The organism is Frigoribacterium sp. Leaf415 (genome assembly GCF_001424645.1).
GTDB lineage: Bacteria > Actinomycetota > Actinomycetes > Actinomycetales > Microbacteriaceae > Frigoribacterium.
Genome location: NZ_LMQR01000001.1, coordinates 2,940,913 through 2,956,937 on the forward strand (window position 1 = coordinate 2,940,913; position 16,025 = coordinate 2,956,937).

Below are 16,025 nucleotides of genomic sequence, written 5' to 3' on the forward strand. Positions count from 1 at the left end.
GAAGCCATGACCGACGACGACGCCACGACGACCGTCTCGTTGCTGCATCCGATGCTCGACACGCACGGGCCCGGCTGGGTCGAGTCGCGGTCGAGCAAGCCCGTCGTCGGGGTGTCGAGCGGCCTCTCGGCCCTCTTCGTCGACTGTGCCGGGCCGGGCACCCGCGTCGCGCTCGTCACCGCCCCGGAATCACGGCTCACGTACTCGCTGTTCCACCTGCTCGACGTGCTCGGCGGGGTCTGGCTGACCCGCGCCTCCGACGGTTCGTTGCGTCGGGCGATCACGCTCGAGCCGGTGCGCTCGCCGGCGCACGGGCTCGGCGTGACCGAGGACGGCTACCCGCTGCCGCAGGACGAGGCACCGTCGGCGGTCCGGCTCGACGAGGGGCGCACCGTCGACCCCGACGCCGTCCCGTGGACGCAGCTCGCCGTCGTCACCCACCACCGGGCACGGGCCGAGGCCCGACTCGGCGGGACGCTCGAACGACTCGTCGAGGCGCTCGCGCCCGGCACACGAACCCTGTGGGGGACGACCGAACCGGCCACCACGGCCTGGGACCGCGACTTCTTCACGGCCGCCGCGCGCAGCCGCATGCCGTCCGAGACGCGGTTCCACGTGGCCGGCGGCGACGCCTCCGGGCCGAGGTACCGGGGCTGGGTGCGCATCGCGCGCAGCGACGACGGGGTGATCGAGGAGACCCGCATCGTCGTGACCGGTGCCGTCGCGCCGGGCGTCGTCGCGGACGCCCTCGCCGACGTGGCCGGTCGACAGCAGGTCTTCCTGGCCACGGCGTGGTCGATGTCCGGCCGAGCCGACGCGACGGTGTCCGCCCACGACCGGGTGGCACCGCAGCCGCTCGCCGCCGTCATCGGGGCCCGGAGCGTTCGGGGCATGCAGCTGGACGTCGAGGGCCTGGTCCGTCGGGTGGGTGGACGGGTGCTCGGGTCGTCGCGGACGCCGTCGGTGCTCGTGTCGTTCTACGAGGGGCCGGCCGGTGACGCCGAGGTCGGTGCCGGTGCTGGTGCTGGTGCTGTCGACGGTGCCGCCGCCGCAGCCCGCTGGCACCGTTTCGCCGACGCGGTCGAGGTCGTCGGTGCCGACGAGATCCTCGCCGCGATGACCCCGCCGGGGGTGCGCCGTGCCTCGTGAGTACACCGTGGTGACGCCCGAGCCCGTGACCGCCGTCGACGGTGCCCGCGCAGCCGCCGAGATCGACCCGTACCTCGGCCTCGGCAAGCTCTGGAACGGCGGCGGGCTGCAGATCGCGACCGACGACGGGCTCGTGCTGGCCATCGTGCGCAGCACCTACGTCGAGGACCCGGCCGACGCCTCCGTCCTGCTCGGGGTGGACGTCGAGGCGGGCAGCTGGCTGACCGAGGCGTACGCGCCGGGCACCGATCCGGTGTCGGACGCGGTCGTCCAGGCGCTCGTCCGCAACACCGGGGGGCGGGTCGTGGTCGAGGCGGTGCCGGGCGGGCCGAGGCCCGCGACGGCTGCGCCCGCGACGGCTGCGCCCGCGACGGCTGCGCCCGCGACGGCTGCGCCCGCGACGGCCGCGCCCGCGACCACGAACGAAGGGGCACACTCATGAGCTCGTGGTCGATCTCACCCAGCGGTGTGCAGGCGGTCCTGGCCGACGTCCAGGTCTCGGCCGGCGAGCTCGGCACGGCCGCGGGCGGCCTCGCGACCGGTCACGAGGAGCTGAGCGGTGGCGTCGGCGACCTGCTCGTCGGTGTCGCCAACGCGGTGCTGGGGCTGATCGAGTCCGAGGCGACGACCCTCACGTCGGTCGTGAACCGCATCGAGTCGTGCGGCACAGGTGCCGCCGAGGCGACCATCGCCTACGTCGCCGGCGACGAGGAGATGGCGGCGAACGCCCAGTCCGCCGCCGTGACGGCGGCCGCCGAGGCACCCGCGCTGGCGAGCGAGCAGAGCGCCGCCGGCATCCCGCCCGTCTCGACCCCGGGGGTGCCGCGATGAGCCCCTCGCTGATCGTCCCCGGTGCGATCCCCGGCGTCACCATCGACCCGGCGGCGATCTCGACGTCCGCCGCCACCTTCCGCAGCACGGCGACCGCCATCGCCGAGAAGGGTGCGGGCGTCGTCACCTCCTGGTCCGGGCTGTCGGGCGTCTACGCGGCGCCCGAGGCCGAGCAGTTGTTCGTCGCCATGGACCCGGTCGGCACGAGCACGCAGACCCTCGGTGACACGTTCGGCCAGGTCGCGACGTTGCTCGACGACCTCGCCACGGCCGTCGCCGCGCCCGTCGCCCGGCTCAAGGAGCTCGTCACCGAGGCCGAGGCCTTCACCGCCGAGGTGTCCGGCGGCGTCACCTACAGCACCGAGAGCTACAACTCGTACATCTCGAGCGGGCCCGACGAGACCACGGTCGAGTGGTACGACCACATCCCCTCGCGCAACCGCAACGACGAGTTGCTCGGCGAGGTGAACGCCGAGGTCGCCAAGATCGATGCGGCCCGAGCCGAGTGCGAGAACGGCATCAACGCGTTGCGCACCGACCCGATGTGCTTCCCCGAGCAGGTCGGCCTGTCGGCTGAGCAGCTCGACTCGATGAAGGACCTGCCCTACGGCGCCCCGGGCGACCCGCACAAGACCTGTTCCGAGTCGATGGGCACGGGTCTCGGCATGTTCATCGCCGAGGCGGCCTACGGCGCCGGTGCCCTGGTGGGTTGGGACATCCAGGGCGGCACGGGCGTCACCAAGGAGTTCGGCCTCGAGGCCTGGGGCGGCCTGCTCCAGGGGCTCGGGGCCATCGCGATCACGAGTCCGGCGACGATCGCGCTGGCGTACGCACCTCCCGGCACGGTGCCGGCGGCCGCCCAGCCGGCCGTCGACTGGTACCGCACCACGATCGAGGGCGTCACGCAGGGCATCGTGGGCACGCCCGAGATGTACGACGAGGACCCGGTCGCGGCCGGCACCTACGCCACCCTCGGCGTGGCCTCGTTCTTCGTCCCGGTCGGAGGCGCAGCCGTCGGCGGGACGAAGGCGGCGACGGGCCTCGCACGGCTCGGTGGCGCCGCGGAACGAGCTGCGCTCCGTGCCCCCGAGGGTTCCCTGTCGCGGATCGGCCTGACACACGCGGGTCACGCCCTGAACGCCATGTCGGAGACCACGCGTCTGCTGACCGGAGGGCACGGCTCGGCCGGTCGTGGGCCGGACGCCGCGCCCTCGCGCTTCGACGAGCAGGTCGCCCGGCTCGACGACGTCGTCGGCGTCCGCGCCGACGGCCTCGCGCCGCCGCCCACCCGCGTCGACGGCCCCAACACGACGCCCGGGCCCATCCGCGGTGACGACGCGGCCGCCCCGCCCGTTCGCGACGACGCGTCGGCCCCGCCTGTCCGTGACGACGCAGATGGCGCGGGTCACGCCGACGACGCGTCCGCCCCTCCCATCCGTGACGACGCAGGAGGCGCGGGTCACGCCGACGACGCCCCCGCGGCCGACCAGCCCGGTCACGCCGACGGCGATGCCGGAACGGGCGGCTCGGGCGGCGACGCCCCTGGCTCGAGTGGCACAACCACACCGAGCGCAGTGGATCGAAGCGGAATGACCCGGGAGCAACTCGCGAACTACCTGGACGTGATCAACCGAGAGGCCGCCAGAGAGTTCCGTGAGGGCGGTGCATGGCCCGCCGACCAGCGTGTCCCCGCCGACGTCCGATTCCTCGGCACAGACGGCAAGGTCGACTGGACGGACATCCCTTGGAAAGGATTCGCGGTCGACGAGAACAAGGTCCCCATCGTCGAGGTCGATCCGTACATCCCTGACGGCACCTTGTTCGACAGGGCGGGGTCGGCCGATGGCGTCTTCGTCTCACCTGTCCCTGACAGTGGCGTTCCGTTCACGCACGAGCAGCGGGCGACGCCTTGGGTGCCCGATCCAGCCATCGAGCACGTCTACAGGACTAAGGGTGACCTCGGAGACATCCGCGGTGCCTACGATCGAAGCGATGCCCTGACCCGCGAGCGGTTCGACCTGTCGATGTCGAACCATCGGAAGACCTGGGACGACATGCATCTCATGCGCGGGCCCATTGCTCCCGGGTTCGGGCAGAGTGGTGGCGGGGTCCAGCTCCTGCTCCCCATGAGCGTCCAGGACTTCATGCGTCTTGGACTGGTCGAAGAAGTGAAGGTGCCGTCCGCATGAGCAGCATGGAATCTCTGGAGTCGCAGGTGCGGGCCCTCGGGCTCGGTCACCTCAATTACGTGATCGGTGATCCTGAGGCGAGCAAGCCTTATGCCCTCGTCATCGCCAAGAAAGCTGAGATCTGGACCACGTTCTTCGTCGATGAGCGAGGACTCGTCGAGGAGCAGAGCGTTCGGACTTACGGTGATCAAGAGGCTGCGAGCGCCGATTTCATTCGCCTCTTGCGCAACATGGCACGAATCGCAGAGATCGATGCCGAGCTGGCAGCCCGCCGCCGGGCCGCTGGGCAGAGTTGACGAGTTGGTCCGGTGGCCGGAGCTTTCTACGTCATGCGTTTGTCGGACGGAAAGCCGGACGTCGACGAGATCGGACGACACTGGAGTCCCCGAAGCGCGCGACGTGAACGGACTCCGAGCAGAAGTGGAAGCGGCCGATTTCGGGCATCTGAATTTCCTCATCGGCGACACCTCGCTGCGCGTTCCGGGTGCGCAGGTGGTCGGGCAGATCGACGGGGTGTGGGTGACGTTCTTGCGCGACGAACGAGGTCTCGTCGAGGAGCTGACACTCGTCGAGCATCCGGATGAGCGCTCTGCCGTGACGGAGTTCATGTCCCAGTTGCAGAACGTCGCCCGGTTGGAGGAGCTGCGGGCCCTCCTCGACACAGGCCTGGAGCCTCTTGACTGAGCGGGCTCGGCGAGACGGAAGCGGACGTCGTGCCGGCGCTTGACGAGACCCAGGCCGTCCGTGAAGAGAACGAACTCGCCTTCCAGGAGCGCCAGTGCAAGGGTGACTCACCCCATTCGGCGACGACCGCCGAGGGGCCCAGGGGATGACGACGCTCCAAGAAACGGTCGCCACGATCGAGGCCGAGGGGCTCGACAGGTTCGCCTACGTGATCGGAGACGATCACGGTAGTTCGGCGGACGCCCTGGTCCTGACCCGGCGAGACGGCGTCTGGACCTCGTTCTCGACCAACGAACGTGCCGGTGTCGAGAAGACCAGCGTTCGCACGTACGAGGAACTCTCCGACGCTCTGGACGACTTCCTGCGTCTCATGAGGCTGAGGGCTGACGAGGACGCACTCATGTCGCGCATCAGGGAGAAGAACAGGCTCGCCCACGAGACGTGGCGGGCGTCACAAGACGACCGGCCGGGGAAGGCCTGACATGGCGACGATCGAATCGGTGCAGGCTGTCATGGCGGCAGAGGGACTCGACGACCTAGGACACGTCATCGACGGTGACCACGCGAACAGGACGGACTGCCTCGTCGTCACCCGACGCGACGATGCCTGGGTGACCTTTTCCACCGACGAACGCGCGGCGGTCGTCGACGGGAGCGTGCGAACCTACCCGAGCGAGTCCGAGGCCCTGGAGGACTTCCTCGTCCTGCTCCGGCTGAAGAAGCTCCTCCGCGACCTGCAACGGGAGCGCGACCTCGAGCGCGTCGAACGTGCGTCGATGACCGACCTCGAGTCGCTGCCTGCGCACATGGAGGCGGAGGGCTTGAACCGCGTCCGTGTCGCTCTCGGTGACGTGTACCTCAGGCGCCAGGACTGTCTCGCCGTGGCGCGACGTGACGGCGTGTGGAGCACCTTCTACGTCGACGAACGAGCTGCCGTGGAGGAACGGAGCCTGCACACGTTCCCCGACGAGGTCTCGGCCGTGGCCGACTTCCTCGACCGTCTGAGGTCCCAGCATCGCAAGCTCGAGATCCGGGACGAACTCCGAGACCGACGCCGACGAGCAGGAGAACCGTCATGACGATGGTCGCTCGCACCCTGGCCGCCCTCCGAACCCAGGTCGACGCCGGCGGACTCGGCCACCTGAACGCCGTCATCGGGGACGCGACGACGGGGAAGCCCTTCGCGCTCGTCCTCGCTCGACGGGACGAGGTGTGGAGCACCTACTTCCTCGACGAGCGAGGTCTCGTCGAGGAACAGAGCATCCGCACCTACGACGACGTCGAGGCAGCCGCAGCCGACTTCCTCCGGCTGCTGCGCAACCTGGCCCGCATCGAAGAGATCCGCGCCCAACGGGCCGCCCGCCGGCAGGCGCAGCGTCCTCAGTGATCTCTCGGCAGCGTTCAAGCTGCGTTTGAGGTACGAAACGCTGGTCAGAGGTACATTCGTGTCGTCAACGAGCCGGGGCCACGGGGTCCCGGGTCACACCGATCAACCGAAAGGGGACTCTTCATCATGGCCATGTCTTTCGATCCTTTCACCGAGCTCGACCGTCTCACCGGCGCCCTCACGGGCATGCGACAGGGGCCCAGGGTCATGCCGGTCGACCTCTACCGCGACGGCGACCGCTACGTGCTCAACGCCGACATGCCGGGCATCGACCCGGGGTCGGTCGACGTCGACGTCGACGGTCAGCTGCTGACCCTCCGGGCCAACCGCACGCCCGACACCCGCGGCGGCGTCAAGTGGCTCGCGCAGGAGCGGCCGCACGGCTCGTACCTCCGCCAGTTCAGCGTGGGTGAGGGCATCGACTCGAGTCGCATCACGGCCCACTACGACAACGGCGTGTTGTCACTCGTCATCCCGGTCAGCGAGAGGGCGAAGCCGCGCAAGATCGAGGTCGTCTCGGGCCAGGCGCACGAGACCGTCGACGCGATCGACGCAAAACTGGCCCGCGACACGGCGAGCTGACCCTCTCGACGGTCTGGCCGTCGACCCCGACCACGCGGTCGAGCCCAGTCACCCCGTCGGCCCCGACCACCCCGTCACGATCCGTCGTGGCGGGGTGGTCCCGTTCCGTCGACACCACCGCTCGACCGCTCCACCCCTCCTCGGCCGGCACGCGAGTACTGTGCGGTCCCGCGGTGGGCGGCGTCACCCGCCACCTGACCGTTGCCTCCGCACGTGGGCGAAGCCGACCCGCGCCTCCTACCGTTCACGACAGGGCACGACGCCGACTCGGCGCCGCCCATGAATTCTGAACACCGTCAGCAAGGAGTGCACCATGGCACAGGCCATCGAGACCATCGACGTCAACGTCCCCGTCAGCGTCGCCTACAACCAGTGGACCCAGTTCGAGTCGTTCCCGAAGTTCCTCGACGAGGTCGAGTCGATCACCCAGACCACCCCCACCCTCACGGTGTGGAAGGTCAAGGTCGGACCGGTCGAGAAGACCTTCGAAGCCGAGATCACCGAGCAGCACCCCGACGAGCGCGTCGCCTGGAACAGCACGGGCGGCGAGGTCGACCACGCCGGCGTCATCACGTTCCACAAGCTGAGCGACGACGTGACGCGCCTCACGGTGCAGATCGACTGGACCCCCGAGGGCTTCCTCGAGAAGATCGGCAACACCCTCGGCGCGGACAACCACGCCATCAAGAAGGACCTCAAGAACTTCAAGGAGTTCATCGAGCGCGAGGGCAACGTCGACGGCGCCTGGCGCGGAGACGTCCAGGCCTGAGCCCGGGCTCGTACACGTCGAGGCCCCCGGTCGGCTCCTGTCCCCAGGACGCCCACCGGGGGCCTCGATCGTGTCAGCCGCGGAAGCCGAACGAGTGCAGGTCGTGTTCCTCGCTCAGCCGGCGGCTCAGCTCGGCGCCGCGGACGCTCGTCCCCTGCTCGTCGATCGGCGGGCTGAACACCGCCGCCCCGAGCCGGTTCGGCGCCGACAGGACGATCGCGCCCGAGACGCTCGACTTCGCCGGCACGCCGACGCCGCGCATCCAGCGGCCCGACCCGTCGTAGACGCCGCAGGTCGCCATGACCGACACCACGTCGCGGGCGACGCGGGCGTCGACGACCTGCTCGCCCGTCACCGGGTTGCGACCGCCGAACGCGAGCGTCGCGCCCATCACGGCCAGGGCCTCCGTGTCGACGACCACCGAGCAGGCCCGGGCGTAGAGCGCGACCGCATCGTCCGCCGAGCTGTCGAGCGTGCCCTCCGACCGCATCAGGTGTGCCAGCGCATGGTTGCGGTCGCCGTGCAGCTGCTCGGACTCGCTGACCTCGCGGTCGTAGTCGAGCTCGCGCCCCGCGAAGGCTCCCAGGCCCGCCAGAATGCGCGCCGTGCGCTCGTCGCAGGTGTCGCCGTCGACCAGGTCGGCCGTGAGCAGGGCTCCGGCGTTGACCATCGGGTTCGGCGGTCGCCCGGTGCCGCCCTCGAGCTTGATCGCGTCGAACGCCTCGCCGGTCGGCTCGATGCCGACCGCGTCGAGCGCCGCTCCGCCGGTGTCGGCGAGGGCGAGCGCGAAGAGGAACGGCTTGACCGCCGACTGGATCGAGAACGCGTGACCCGAGTCGCCGGCCGCGACCACCTCGCCGGTCGGCCGCACCACGGCGACCCCGAACAGCTCGGGGTCGGTTTCGGCGAGCTGGGGGATGCTGTCGTCCACCGCGCCTCCTCGGGTCGACAGGACGGAGGCGCGCAGGGCCTCGAGGGACGCGGCTTCGGGCGACGGGGTGGGGGACGGCATCGCTCCACCCTGACAGGCGGGGGCCCGTGCGTCCGGGCTCGTGCCGAGTCACCCACGAAAGGACGGGGTACGGGCCGGGGTACGCGCCGGGGGGACGAGGAGCACGTCATGTTCCCGACGTCAACCCCGCCCGTTGTCAGGTCGCGTGTCTACCGTGCATCTCGTCGGGCCGCATCGGGGCGGGCCGCGAGAGAGGCGACGATGCTCTTCGAGGGTGGCAGCGGCCGGTCGGGTACGGCCTGGCCCGGGCGGGGCCCCCTGGCGAGCGCGCTCGACCTGAGGCTCGACGTGGTCGGTCGCGGCCGCTGGCGGGTCGTCGACGTGCGCCGGTCGGAGCGAGGCGCCCTCGTTGTCCTCGGCACGGTCGCCCAGACCGAGGCGGGCTACGAGCTCAGCCTCGCCGCGGCCCCCGGACGTCGCTGGTGGTGCACCGACCTCTCGAGTGCCCTCGACACCGTCGTGCGCGCCTCGTGGAGCCTCCGCTAGTCGTCTCGGTCGTCGAGTGGTCCCGGATCGTGGTCCGGGCGCGCGTGAAGGACGATCCGCGACCAGTCGACCAGTCGACCAGTCGACCAGTCGACCGCCGGACCCGAGGAGGCGCGGGTCGCGCTGGTCAGGACGCCCGGCGCACCAGCGCGGCCGGCCGCCACCAGGTGACGCTCCGCCAGGCCCACTCGACCGGACCGTAGACGAACCGGGCGAGCCAGAGGCGACTGAGCACGGACTGCAGGGCGATGAGCCCGACGCTGATGCCCACCCCCGGCACGACGCTCGTCATGTGCCCGAAGTCGATCACGAGGGCGAGGCCTGCCACGACGATCGCCGCGACGACGTAGTTGGTCAGCGCCATGCGGCCCAGCGGCTCGAACACGGCGGCGACGACGCGGCGAGCGGGGGTGCGCCAGAGCAGGGCGAGAGCGGTGGCGTAGGCGACGGCCATGACCAGCCCGGCGATGCCGCCCGGCGTCGAGAAGCGCGGGTCGCCCGGGGTCGTGGTCTGCCAGAGCAGGGCCGGCACCGTGAGCACCGCGGCCGCGGCGAAGACCAGGGCGACGCCGCGCCCGGCCGACTCGAGCACGCGGGGCAGGCCGTACGCCGCGGCGCCCGCACCGAGCAGCATGAGGCCGGGGGTCGAGACGAGGCCGCCACCGGTCAGGGCGTAGGCCGCGACGGTCAGCACGGCACCGAGGGCCAGGGTCGCCCAGCGCGGGGCGAAGACGACGATCGGCAGCATGACGAGGCCCACGACGCCGTACTCGAGCAGCACGTTGCCGGGGTAGACGAGCATGAGCAGCCCGCCGATCGCGACGAGCCCGACCAGGCGGCGCACCATGACGAGCCCGGGTCGGGGCGAGCGCGACCGGGCGCCGGCGAGCACGAACCACAGGCTCATGCCGAAGAGGAACACGAAGATCGGCACGAACCGGGTCTGCACCGTGAGGTACAGCAGGTCGCGCACCGGGTCGTCGACCGGGTCGGCGGTCTCGATCACGTAGTCGATGCCGAGGTGGGTGATGTCGAGCGTGTTGACCAGCAGGATGCCGAACAGCGCGAAGCCGCGCAGCGAGTCGACGAACCTCCAGCGGGTGCCGGGGGTGGGTGGGGAGTCGACGGCGGGCGCAGCAGAGGTCATGTGCCCAGCCAAGCCGACCCGCGCCTCCTGGTCATCCCCCGCGGTGATGGCCCGCATCCGTCTGAAGTATCAGATGTGGGTCAGACGAGCGTCCACTCGGCGCGGTACTCGTCGCACGTGAGTCGGTCGAGGTCCGCCTCGATGTCGACCTTCGACTCGTCGGCGCCGGTGAGGCCCTGGGGAGCCAGCCGGTGGATCTCGCGACCGGTCGAGCGCTCGCGCACCACGACGTCGAAGCCCGGCCACTCGCCGTCGAACGAGCCGACGAAGAACGCGGCGAGGACCGAGACGAGCCACCGTCCGGCAACGAGCAGCCGCGGCCGCCGGGTGGTGACGATCTCGGCCTGCCACACCGAGGAGGCGCGGGGCGCGTCGTCAGGGTCGGTCACCGAGGGCATCCCCCGAGGCTAGCGGCGGGGTCGGGCGTGCCCCCTCCGTCGCCCGGCTGACCGTCGGACGACCGCGTCAGGAGGCGCGGGTCGTCACGGCCACGCGGGCGGGCGTGAACGAGACGCGCACCGACGACCCCGGCTCGCGTCGTTCGTCGGCCCGGTGGTCGAGCACCAGCAGGGTCTCGCGGTCCACGCGCACGCGGGTGCGGCACACGGCCCCCAGGAACGACACCGACTCGACGACGCCCGCGAGTCCGCCCTGCTCCACGAACGACACGTCCTCGGGTCGCACGTAGGCCCAGACCGGCCCCTCGGCCGGCGTGCCCACGACCGGCACCTCGGGGCAGCCCGCCAGGCGGACGAGCGCACCGATGACCTCGCCGGACACCCGGTTGCTCGTCCCGACGAACTCGGCGACGAACGCCGTCGCGGGGGCCGAGTAGAGCTCTTCCGGGGTGCCCACCTGCTCGATCGACCCGGCACGCATGACGGCGACGCGGTCGGCCACGGCCAGGGCCTCTTCCTGGTCGTGGGTGACGAACAGGGTCGTGATCGACAGCTCGCGCTGGATGCGGCGGATCTCGTCCCGCAGTTGCACCCGCACCTTCGCGTCGAGGGCGCTGAGCGGCTCGTCGAGCAGCAGCACCCGCGGTCGCGTGACCAGCGCCCGGGCCAGGGCGACGCGCTGCTGCTGGCCGCCCGAGAGCTGGTGGGCGTAGCGCTCGCCGAGGTCGCCGAGTCCGACCAGGTCGAGCATCTCGCCCGCCCGGGCGGCCCGGGCGGCCTTGTCGACGCGACGCATGCGCAGCCCGAACTCGACGTTCTGCCGCACGGTCAGGTGGGGGAACAGCGAGTACGCCTGGAACACCATGCCGACGTCCCGGCGGTGCGTCGGGACGCCGACCACGTCGCGGCCGTCGATCGTGATGCGACCGCCCGTGACGTCCTCGAGCCCGGCGAGGCTGCGCAGTGCGGTGGTCTTGCCGCAGCCCGACGGGCCCAGCACGGCGACGAGCTCGCCGGGCTGCAACTCGAGGTCGAGCCCGGTCAGGGCCCGGTGCCCGGCGAACTGCTTCGTGACGTCGTGGAACGCCACGGCGGCACCCGCACCGGCGCCGGTCGGACTCGTGACGGAGGGGCGGGGGAGCGTGGCGGTCACGAGAGGGCCTTTCGGGTGGGGATCGGACGGGCGGCCCCGAGGGCTCCGACCCGGCCGATCACGAGCAGCAGCACGAAGGCGAAGGCCAGCGAGATCAGGGCGAGGATCACGGCGGCGTAGGGGTCGGAACGCGACACCTGCACCAGGGCGGTCTGCAGGTTCACGCGGTTGAGCAGCGAGGCGATGGTGAACTCGCCGAGCACGACGGCCACGGTGATGAAAGCCGCCGCGAGCAGGCCCCGGCGCAGGCTCGGCACGACGACGAGGGCCATCGTGCGGGGCCAGCTCGAGCCGAGCGTGCGCGCGGCCTCGGTCAGCGTACGGAGGTCGGTGGCCGCCAGGTCGGACTGCACCGCGCGGTAGGCGTAGGGCAGCACCGTGACGCCGTACGCGAGCGCGAGCGTCCAGGCGCCCGAGCCGGCCACCCGCGACACGACCGAGTAGACCGGTGCGAGGCCGACCACGAGCACGATCGCCGGCACCGTGATCGGCACGAGGCAGACGAACTCGAGCGGCCGCACGAGGCGCGGGTAGCGCAGGTGCACGAGCACCATCGCCGGCACCAGCAGCACGAGCACGAGCAGTGCCGCGACGACGGCGAGCAGCAGCGAGTTCGTGACTCCCTCGACGAGGTTGCGGTACATCCGCTCGTTCTCGGGGTCGACGATCGCCAGCCAGTGGTTCAGGTCGTGGCCCGTGCCGTCGGCGCTGCGCAGCGAGAACGCGACCATCGCCGCGATCGGCACCGCGAAGAGGGCTCCCACGACGACCAGGGCGGTGCGGCGCGCGACCGTGCCCGCGCCTCCTGCGCTCGTCGACCGCGGAGCGCTGGTCGTCCGGGGAGCGCTCGTCGTCCGGGCGCTCATCGCTGCCACCGCTCCGTGCGGCGCTGCAGCAGCGAGTAGCCGATCATCAGCACGGCCATCACGACGACCATGCCGAGCGCGAGCGCGCCGGCGACGTTCTCGCGGCCGAGCACGGTCTCGCTGATCAGGGCGGCGCGGATCTGCAGCGGCACGATCTGCGCGCCCTGGCTGATCAGGGCGGCGGCGGTCGCGTACGACGAGAAGGCGTTGGCGAAGAGCAGCAGCAGGCTGCCGACGAACGCGGGGGCGAGCACCGGGACGACCACGCGGACGAGGTGCTGCCACCGGGTGCCGCCGAGCGTGGCGACGGCCTCGCTCCACTGCGGGCGGAGGCCGCTGACGGCGGGCATGAACGTGATCACCATCAGGGGCACCTGGAAGTACAGGTAGGGCAGCAGCAGCCCGGGCACCTGGTAGAACCAGACCCCGTCGGCGTAGAGGTCGACGCCGGCGACGTCGATCAGCAGCCGCGTGACGACGCCCTGGATGCCGATCGTCGCGATGAACGCGAACGCCAGCATGACGCCGCCGAACTGCGCGAGCACGCTCGACGCGGCGTCGATCGCGCTGCGGACGGCTCCGTCGGGGCGGAGCGAGGTGAGGCCCCAGCAGACGACGGCTCCGACGACGGCCCCGGCCACCGCCGTGACGGCCGAGACGGCCGCCGAGCTGGCGAAGGCCCGCACGATCAGCGGGTCGCCGAGTGCGGCGAGGTTGTCGAGCGTGGGGGCGCCGTCACCGTCGACGAAGCCCGTTCCGAGTGCGAGCAGGCACGGCACGATCAGGAAGAGGAGCACCCAGACGGCGAACGGGGTCAGCCCCCACCACGCCGCCGGACGGCGCCGACCCCGCGAGGGGCCGACGCCGTCGGAGGACGAGGAGGCGCGGGTCGACGGGTCGCCGCCGTCCCCCTCGTGTGCCGACCGCACGTCGGCGGTCGTGTCCGCCGCGCGGGTCGACGTCGTCACCATCAGCCGATCGCCGTGGCCCAGGTGTCGGCCAGGACCTTCGAGGCGGCCTCGGTCTGCTCGGCCGTGAACTGCACGGTGTCGGCGGGCTGCTCGCCGACCTTCTCGAGGGCGTCCTGGTCGACGGTGCCGGCCTCGGTCATCGCCGCGAGGCGCACGGGGTAGGCGCCGGCCGCGAGGTACAGGTTCTGCGCGTCGTCGCTCATGACGTACTCCTGCCACAGGCGGGCCGCGGCGGGGTGCGGTGCGTCGACGTTGATCGCCTGGTTGTAGTAGCTGCCGAGGGCGGTGCCGGGCAGCACGGCCGTCTTCCAGTCGCGTCCGCCGGCGTCGGCCGCGGCGGCCAGGTTGTTGTAGCTCCAGTCGAAGACGACCGGGGTCTCGCCCGAGGCGATGGTCGCCGGGGTCGGGTCGGTGGGCAGGAAGTTGCCCGCGTCGGCCAGCTTCGAGAAGTAGTCGACGCCCGTGCTGACGTCGTCGGCGCTGCCGCCGGACTGCAGCGCGGCCCACTCGACGGCCGCGGCGGCGGCACCGGCCTGGGTCGGGTCGCCGTTGATCGCGACCTTGCCCTCGTAGTCGCCACCGAGCAGGTCGTCGAGGCTCTCGGGGGCGGGCACGGCGTCGGCGTCGTAGCCGACCGACATCAGGCCGGTGTAGTCGTAGACCCACTTGCCGTCGGCGTCCTTGTGGTCGTCGGCGATGTCGTCCCAGGTCGACACCTTGTACGGCGCGAACTGGTCGAGGTTGTCGAGCGTCACGGCCGAGCCGAGGTCGAACACGTCGGGGGCGGTGTCCTGCCCCTTCAGGTTCTGGGCGGCGGTGATCTCCTCGGCGCTCGAGATGTCGGGGCTGTCCGAGTTGACGGTGATGTCGTACTTCTTCTCGAACCCGTCGATGATCTTCCCGTAGTTCGCCCACGTGTCGGGCAGGGCGATGACGTTGAGCTCTCCCTCGGCCTGGGCGGCACTGACGAGGGCGTCCATGCCGCCGAAGGCCTCGGCGCTGGTGGCGGTGGCGGCGTCGGTGCCGTTCGCCGCGCCTCCTGCGCTGTCGGCGTCGGCGCTCGCCGAGCAGCCGGTCAGGGCGAGGGCGGCGATGCTGAGGGTCGCGGCCGAGACGAGCAGGCGCTTGTCGATCATGCGGTGTGGGTCCTTCGGGTGCGGGGCCGGGGCTCGCCTCGATGAGCTGAGGGCGACGGGGGACCGGGCGGCCCGCTGGGCACGCTAAGGAGGCGCGGCGACGTCCCGGGAGAGGGTGCGTGAACGCGGGGCGAACAGGTGGTGGCGGGGTGTGCGGCCGGGGTCGTCGCCGCGCTGGTGCTCGGCGACGAGTGGGCAGAAGGTGCTGCTCGTCACCGCGGGAAGAGCAGCTTCTGCCCACTCGGACGAGGGGGCGAGGCGGAGGGGGCGGGGCGGGCCGCGTCAGCGGGCGGCGGCAACCGCGGTGAGGGCGACCTCGGCCACGGAGGCGACGAGGGCGTCGTCGTACCTCGCGGCGGGGTCGTTGCGCGTGGTGAGCACCGAGATCACCACGGGGTCGCCCGACGGGGGGACCACGATGGCGACGTCGTTGCGGATGCCGCCCGCGCCTCCGGACTTGTCGGCGACCTGCCAGCCGTCGGGAGCGCCGGCGCGGATCAGGGTGTCGCCGGTCGCGTTGCGCGACATCCACTCGAGCAGGGTGGCGCGGTCGTCGGCGGCGAGCCAGTCGCCGTCCGTGATGCGGGCGAGGGTGGCGGTGAAGGCGGCGGGCGTGCTCGTGTCGGCCGTGCTGCCCGGGGTGAGCCGGTTGAGCTCGGGCTCGCTGTGCACGACGTCGGTCACGTCGTCGCCCTGCGCCGCGAGGGCGGCGTCGAGTCCGGCCGGGCCGCCGAGCTCGGCGAGGACCAGGTTCAGCGCCGTGTTGTCGCTCTGCCGGACGGCCGCCTCGGCGAGCTGCCGCAGCGGGAGCCCGTCGGCGACGTGCGTGCTGGTCAGCGGCGAGTACCCCGCGGCGTCGACCTCGGCCTGGGTCCAGGTGACGACGCGGTCGAGGTCGGCGTCGTCGGTCGCCTCGAGCAGGGCCGCCGCGGCGAACGCCTTGAGGCTGGACGCGTACCCGAAGCGTTCGTCGGCGCGGTGGTCGAGGGTCGCGCCCGAGCCGGTGTCGAGCACGCTCAGGCCGATCCGCGCGTCGTACCGCGACTCGAGGTCGGCCAGTGCGGCCTCGACCTCGGGGGTCGCGAGGTCGGGCGCGGCGATCGGGCTGGGCAGGGGGACCGGGGTGGCGGTCGTGCTCGGGGCGGGGGCCGACGCCCCGGGCGTCGAGCACGCGGCCAGGCCGAGGCCCAGCCCGAGGGCGGCGGTGGTCAGGAGGGTCGTCGTCATCGTCGTCCGAGAGGTCATCGGTCCAGTCTCGCCGACGC

21 protein-coding genes are annotated in these 16,025 nt (G+C 71.8%); 12 read left to right on the forward strand and 9 right to left on the reverse strand.

Annotated elements, in window-relative coordinates; genetic code table 11:
* Positions 1 to 6 precede the first annotated feature (6 nt).
* The 11 genes from ASG28_RS13645 to ASG28_RS13695 all read left to right on the forward strand — a co-directional run bounded on the left by ASG28_RS13645 (position 7) and on the right by ASG28_RS13695 (position 7,591).
* Positions 7 to 1,149 carry a DUF6177 family protein gene (locus ASG28_RS13645; RefSeq protein ID WP_055976129.1) on the forward strand — a complete coding sequence of 381 codons (1,143 nt, stop codon included), beginning with the start codon at positions 7 to 9 and terminating at the stop codon, positions 1,147 to 1,149.
* Positions 1,139 to 1,591, forward strand: coding sequence for a hypothetical protein (locus ASG28_RS16535; RefSeq protein WP_055976132.1), 453 nt, complete (start codon positions 1,139 to 1,141; stop codon positions 1,589 to 1,591). The genes ASG28_RS13645 and ASG28_RS16535 overlap by 11 nt, the downstream gene beginning before the upstream one ends.
* On the forward strand, positions 1,588 to 1,980 hold the full coding sequence (locus tag ASG28_RS13655) for a DUF6507 family protein (RefSeq protein ID WP_055976135.1): 393 nt from the start codon (positions 1,588 to 1,590) through the stop codon (positions 1,978 to 1,980). Before ASG28_RS16535 ends, ASG28_RS13655 begins: the two co-directional genes overlap by 4 nt.
* On the forward strand, positions 1,977 to 4,169 hold the full coding sequence (locus ASG28_RS13660; RefSeq protein ID WP_055976138.1) for a glycohydrolase toxin TNT-related protein: 2,193 nt from the start codon (positions 1,977 to 1,979) through the stop codon (positions 4,167 to 4,169). Before ASG28_RS13655 ends, ASG28_RS13660 begins: the two co-directional genes overlap by 4 nt.
* A complete protein-coding gene (locus ASG28_RS13665) occupies positions 4,166 to 4,465 on the forward strand; it encodes a hypothetical protein (RefSeq protein WP_055976142.1) in 300 nt (99 codons plus the stop codon). Before ASG28_RS13660 ends, ASG28_RS13665 begins: the two co-directional genes overlap by 4 nt.
* A gap of 103 nt (positions 4,466 to 4,568) precedes the next feature.
* Positions 4,569 to 4,853 (forward strand): hypothetical protein, encoded by a 285-nt coding sequence (locus tag ASG28_RS13670; protein WP_157485748.1) that lies wholly within the window; start codon positions 4,569 to 4,571, stop codon positions 4,851 to 4,853.
* A 145-nt stretch (positions 4,854 to 4,998) separates the two neighbouring features.
* Entirely contained in the window at positions 4,999 to 5,334 is a 336-nt protein-coding gene (locus ASG28_RS13675; RefSeq protein ID WP_055976149.1) for a hypothetical protein, read from the forward strand.
* Between the two features lies 1 nt (position 5,335).
* Positions 5,336 to 5,932, forward strand: a complete 597-nt coding sequence (locus tag ASG28_RS13680; RefSeq protein ID WP_055976152.1) for a hypothetical protein — start codon at positions 5,336 to 5,338, stop codon at positions 5,930 to 5,932.
* The gene (locus ASG28_RS13685; RefSeq protein WP_157485750.1) at positions 5,929 to 6,240 is read left to right on the forward strand and encodes a hypothetical protein; all 312 of its coding nucleotides are present in this window, start codon (positions 5,929 to 5,931) and stop codon (positions 6,238 to 6,240) included. The genes ASG28_RS13680 and ASG28_RS13685 overlap by 4 nt, the downstream gene beginning before the upstream one ends.
* Positions 6,241 to 6,366: 126 nt before the next feature.
* A complete protein-coding gene (locus ASG28_RS13690; RefSeq protein ID WP_055976158.1) occupies positions 6,367 to 6,822 on the forward strand; it encodes an Hsp20/alpha crystallin family protein in 456 nt (151 codons plus the stop codon).
* 313 nt (positions 6,823 to 7,135) lie between these two features.
* Positions 7,136 to 7,591, forward strand: a complete 456-nt coding sequence (locus ASG28_RS13695; protein WP_055976162.1) for an SRPBCC family protein — start codon at positions 7,136 to 7,138, stop codon at positions 7,589 to 7,591.
* Between the two features lie 73 nt (positions 7,592 to 7,664).
* Here the strand turns inward: ASG28_RS13695 and glsA are convergent, their stop codons facing one another.
* Positions 7,665 to 8,603 carry a glutaminase A gene (gene glsA, locus ASG28_RS13700; RefSeq protein WP_055976165.1) on the reverse strand — a complete coding sequence of 313 codons (939 nt, stop codon included), beginning with the start codon at positions 8,601 to 8,603 and terminating at the stop codon, positions 7,665 to 7,667.
* A gap of 201 nt (positions 8,604 to 8,804) precedes the next feature.
* On the opposite strand from glsA, the gene ASG28_RS13705 reads away from it, so the two are divergent.
* Positions 8,805 to 9,089: a hypothetical protein gene (locus tag ASG28_RS13705; RefSeq protein WP_055976169.1), complete on the forward strand. Its 285-nt coding sequence runs from the start codon at positions 8,805 to 8,807 to the stop codon at positions 9,087 to 9,089.
* Between the two features lie 127 nt (positions 9,090 to 9,216).
* Here ASG28_RS13705 and ASG28_RS13710 read toward each other — a convergent pair whose 3' ends face one another.
* The 8 genes from ASG28_RS13710 to bla all read right to left on the reverse strand — a co-directional run bounded on the left by ASG28_RS13710 (position 9,217) and on the right by bla (position 16,005).
* Entirely contained in the window at positions 9,217 to 10,236 is a 1,020-nt protein-coding gene (locus ASG28_RS13710; protein ID WP_055976172.1) for a DUF418 domain-containing protein, read from the reverse strand.
* Between the two features lie 80 nt (positions 10,237 to 10,316).
* Positions 10,317 to 10,634 carry a hypothetical protein gene (locus tag ASG28_RS13715; protein WP_055976175.1) on the reverse strand — a complete coding sequence of 106 codons (318 nt, stop codon included), beginning with the start codon at positions 10,632 to 10,634 and terminating at the stop codon, positions 10,317 to 10,319.
* A 67-nt stretch (positions 10,635 to 10,701) separates the two neighbouring features.
* A complete protein-coding gene (locus ASG28_RS13720; RefSeq protein WP_055976178.1) occupies positions 10,702 to 11,787 on the reverse strand; it encodes an ABC transporter ATP-binding protein in 1,086 nt (361 codons plus the stop codon).
* Positions 11,784 to 12,653: an ABC transporter permease subunit gene (locus ASG28_RS13725; protein WP_082454670.1), complete on the reverse strand. Its 870-nt coding sequence runs from the start codon at positions 12,651 to 12,653 to the stop codon at positions 11,784 to 11,786. The genes ASG28_RS13720 and ASG28_RS13725 overlap by 4 nt, the downstream gene beginning before the upstream one ends.
* The gene (locus tag ASG28_RS13730) at positions 12,650 to 13,624 is read right to left on the reverse strand and encodes an ABC transporter permease (protein ID WP_157485751.1); all 975 of its coding nucleotides are present in this window, start codon (positions 13,622 to 13,624) and stop codon (positions 12,650 to 12,652) included. Before ASG28_RS13730 ends, ASG28_RS13725 begins: the two co-directional genes overlap by 4 nt.
* Entirely contained in the window at positions 13,624 to 14,760 is a 1,137-nt protein-coding gene (locus tag ASG28_RS13735) for an ABC transporter substrate-binding protein (RefSeq protein ID WP_055976180.1), read from the reverse strand. Before ASG28_RS13735 ends, ASG28_RS13730 begins: the two co-directional genes overlap by 1 nt.
* An 84-nt stretch (positions 14,761 to 14,844) precedes the next feature.
* Positions 14,845 to 14,976 (reverse strand): hypothetical protein, encoded by a 132-nt coding sequence (locus tag ASG28_RS17030; RefSeq protein WP_255351269.1) that lies wholly within the window; start codon positions 14,974 to 14,976, stop codon positions 14,845 to 14,847.
* Positions 14,977 to 15,042: 66 nt separating this feature from the next.
* The gene (gene bla / locus ASG28_RS13740; protein ID WP_055976183.1) at positions 15,043 to 16,005 is read right to left on the reverse strand and encodes a class A beta-lactamase; all 963 of its coding nucleotides are present in this window, start codon (positions 16,003 to 16,005) and stop codon (positions 15,043 to 15,045) included.
* Positions 16,006 to 16,025: the final 20 nt, after the last annotated feature.

Bases quoted from the DNA above. Each gene is read 5' to 3' on its own strand.
- ASG28_RS13715 (WP_055976175.1), bottom strand. From the start codon at position 10,634: ATGCCCTCGGTGACCGACCCTGACGACGCGCCCCGCGCCTCCTCGGTG.
- ASG28_RS13675 (WP_055976149.1), top strand. From the start codon at position 4,999: ATGACGACGCTCCAAGAAACGGTCGCCACGATCGAGGCCGAGGGGCTC.
- ASG28_RS13710 (WP_055976172.1), bottom strand. From the start codon at position 10,236: ATGACCTCTGCTGCGCCCGCCGTCGACTCCCCACCCACCCCCGGCACC.
- ASG28_RS13665 (WP_055976142.1), top strand. From the start codon at position 4,166: ATGAGCAGCATGGAATCTCTGGAGTCGCAGGTGCGGGCCCTCGGGCTC.
- ASG28_RS13725 (WP_082454670.1), bottom strand. From the start codon at position 12,653: ATGAGCGCCCGGACGACGAGCGCTCCCCGGACGACCAGCGCTCCGCGG.
- ASG28_RS13690 (WP_055976158.1), top strand. From the start codon at position 6,367: ATGGCCATGTCTTTCGATCCTTTCACCGAGCTCGACCGTCTCACCGGC.
- ASG28_RS13685 (WP_157485750.1), top strand. From the start codon at position 5,929: ATGACGATGGTCGCTCGCACCCTGGCCGCCCTCCGAACCCAGGTCGAC.
- ASG28_RS13735 (WP_055976180.1), bottom strand. From the start codon at position 14,760: ATGATCGACAAGCGCCTGCTCGTCTCGGCCGCGACCCTCAGCATCGCC.
- ASG28_RS13645 (WP_055976129.1), top strand. From the start codon at position 7: ATGACCGACGACGACGCCACGACGACCGTCTCGTTGCTGCATCCGATG.
- ASG28_RS13655 (WP_055976135.1), top strand. From the start codon at position 1,588: ATGAGCTCGTGGTCGATCTCACCCAGCGGTGTGCAGGCGGTCCTGGCC.
- glsA (WP_055976165.1), bottom strand. From the start codon at position 8,603: ATGCCGTCCCCCACCCCGTCGCCCGAAGCCGCGTCCCTCGAGGCCCTG.
- ASG28_RS13660 (WP_055976138.1), top strand. From the start codon at position 1,977: ATGAGCCCCTCGCTGATCGTCCCCGGTGCGATCCCCGGCGTCACCATC.
- ASG28_RS13730 (WP_157485751.1), bottom strand. From the start codon at position 13,624: ATGGTGACGACGTCGACCCGCGCGGCGGACACGACCGCCGACGTGCGG.
- ASG28_RS13680 (WP_055976152.1), top strand. From the start codon at position 5,336: ATGGCGACGATCGAATCGGTGCAGGCTGTCATGGCGGCAGAGGGACTC.
- bla (WP_055976183.1), bottom strand. From the start codon at position 16,005: ATGACCTCTCGGACGACGATGACGACGACCCTCCTGACCACCGCCGCC.
- ASG28_RS13705 (WP_055976169.1), top strand. From the start codon at position 8,805: ATGCTCTTCGAGGGTGGCAGCGGCCGGTCGGGTACGGCCTGGCCCGGG.
- ASG28_RS13695 (WP_055976162.1), top strand. From the start codon at position 7,136: ATGGCACAGGCCATCGAGACCATCGACGTCAACGTCCCCGTCAGCGTC.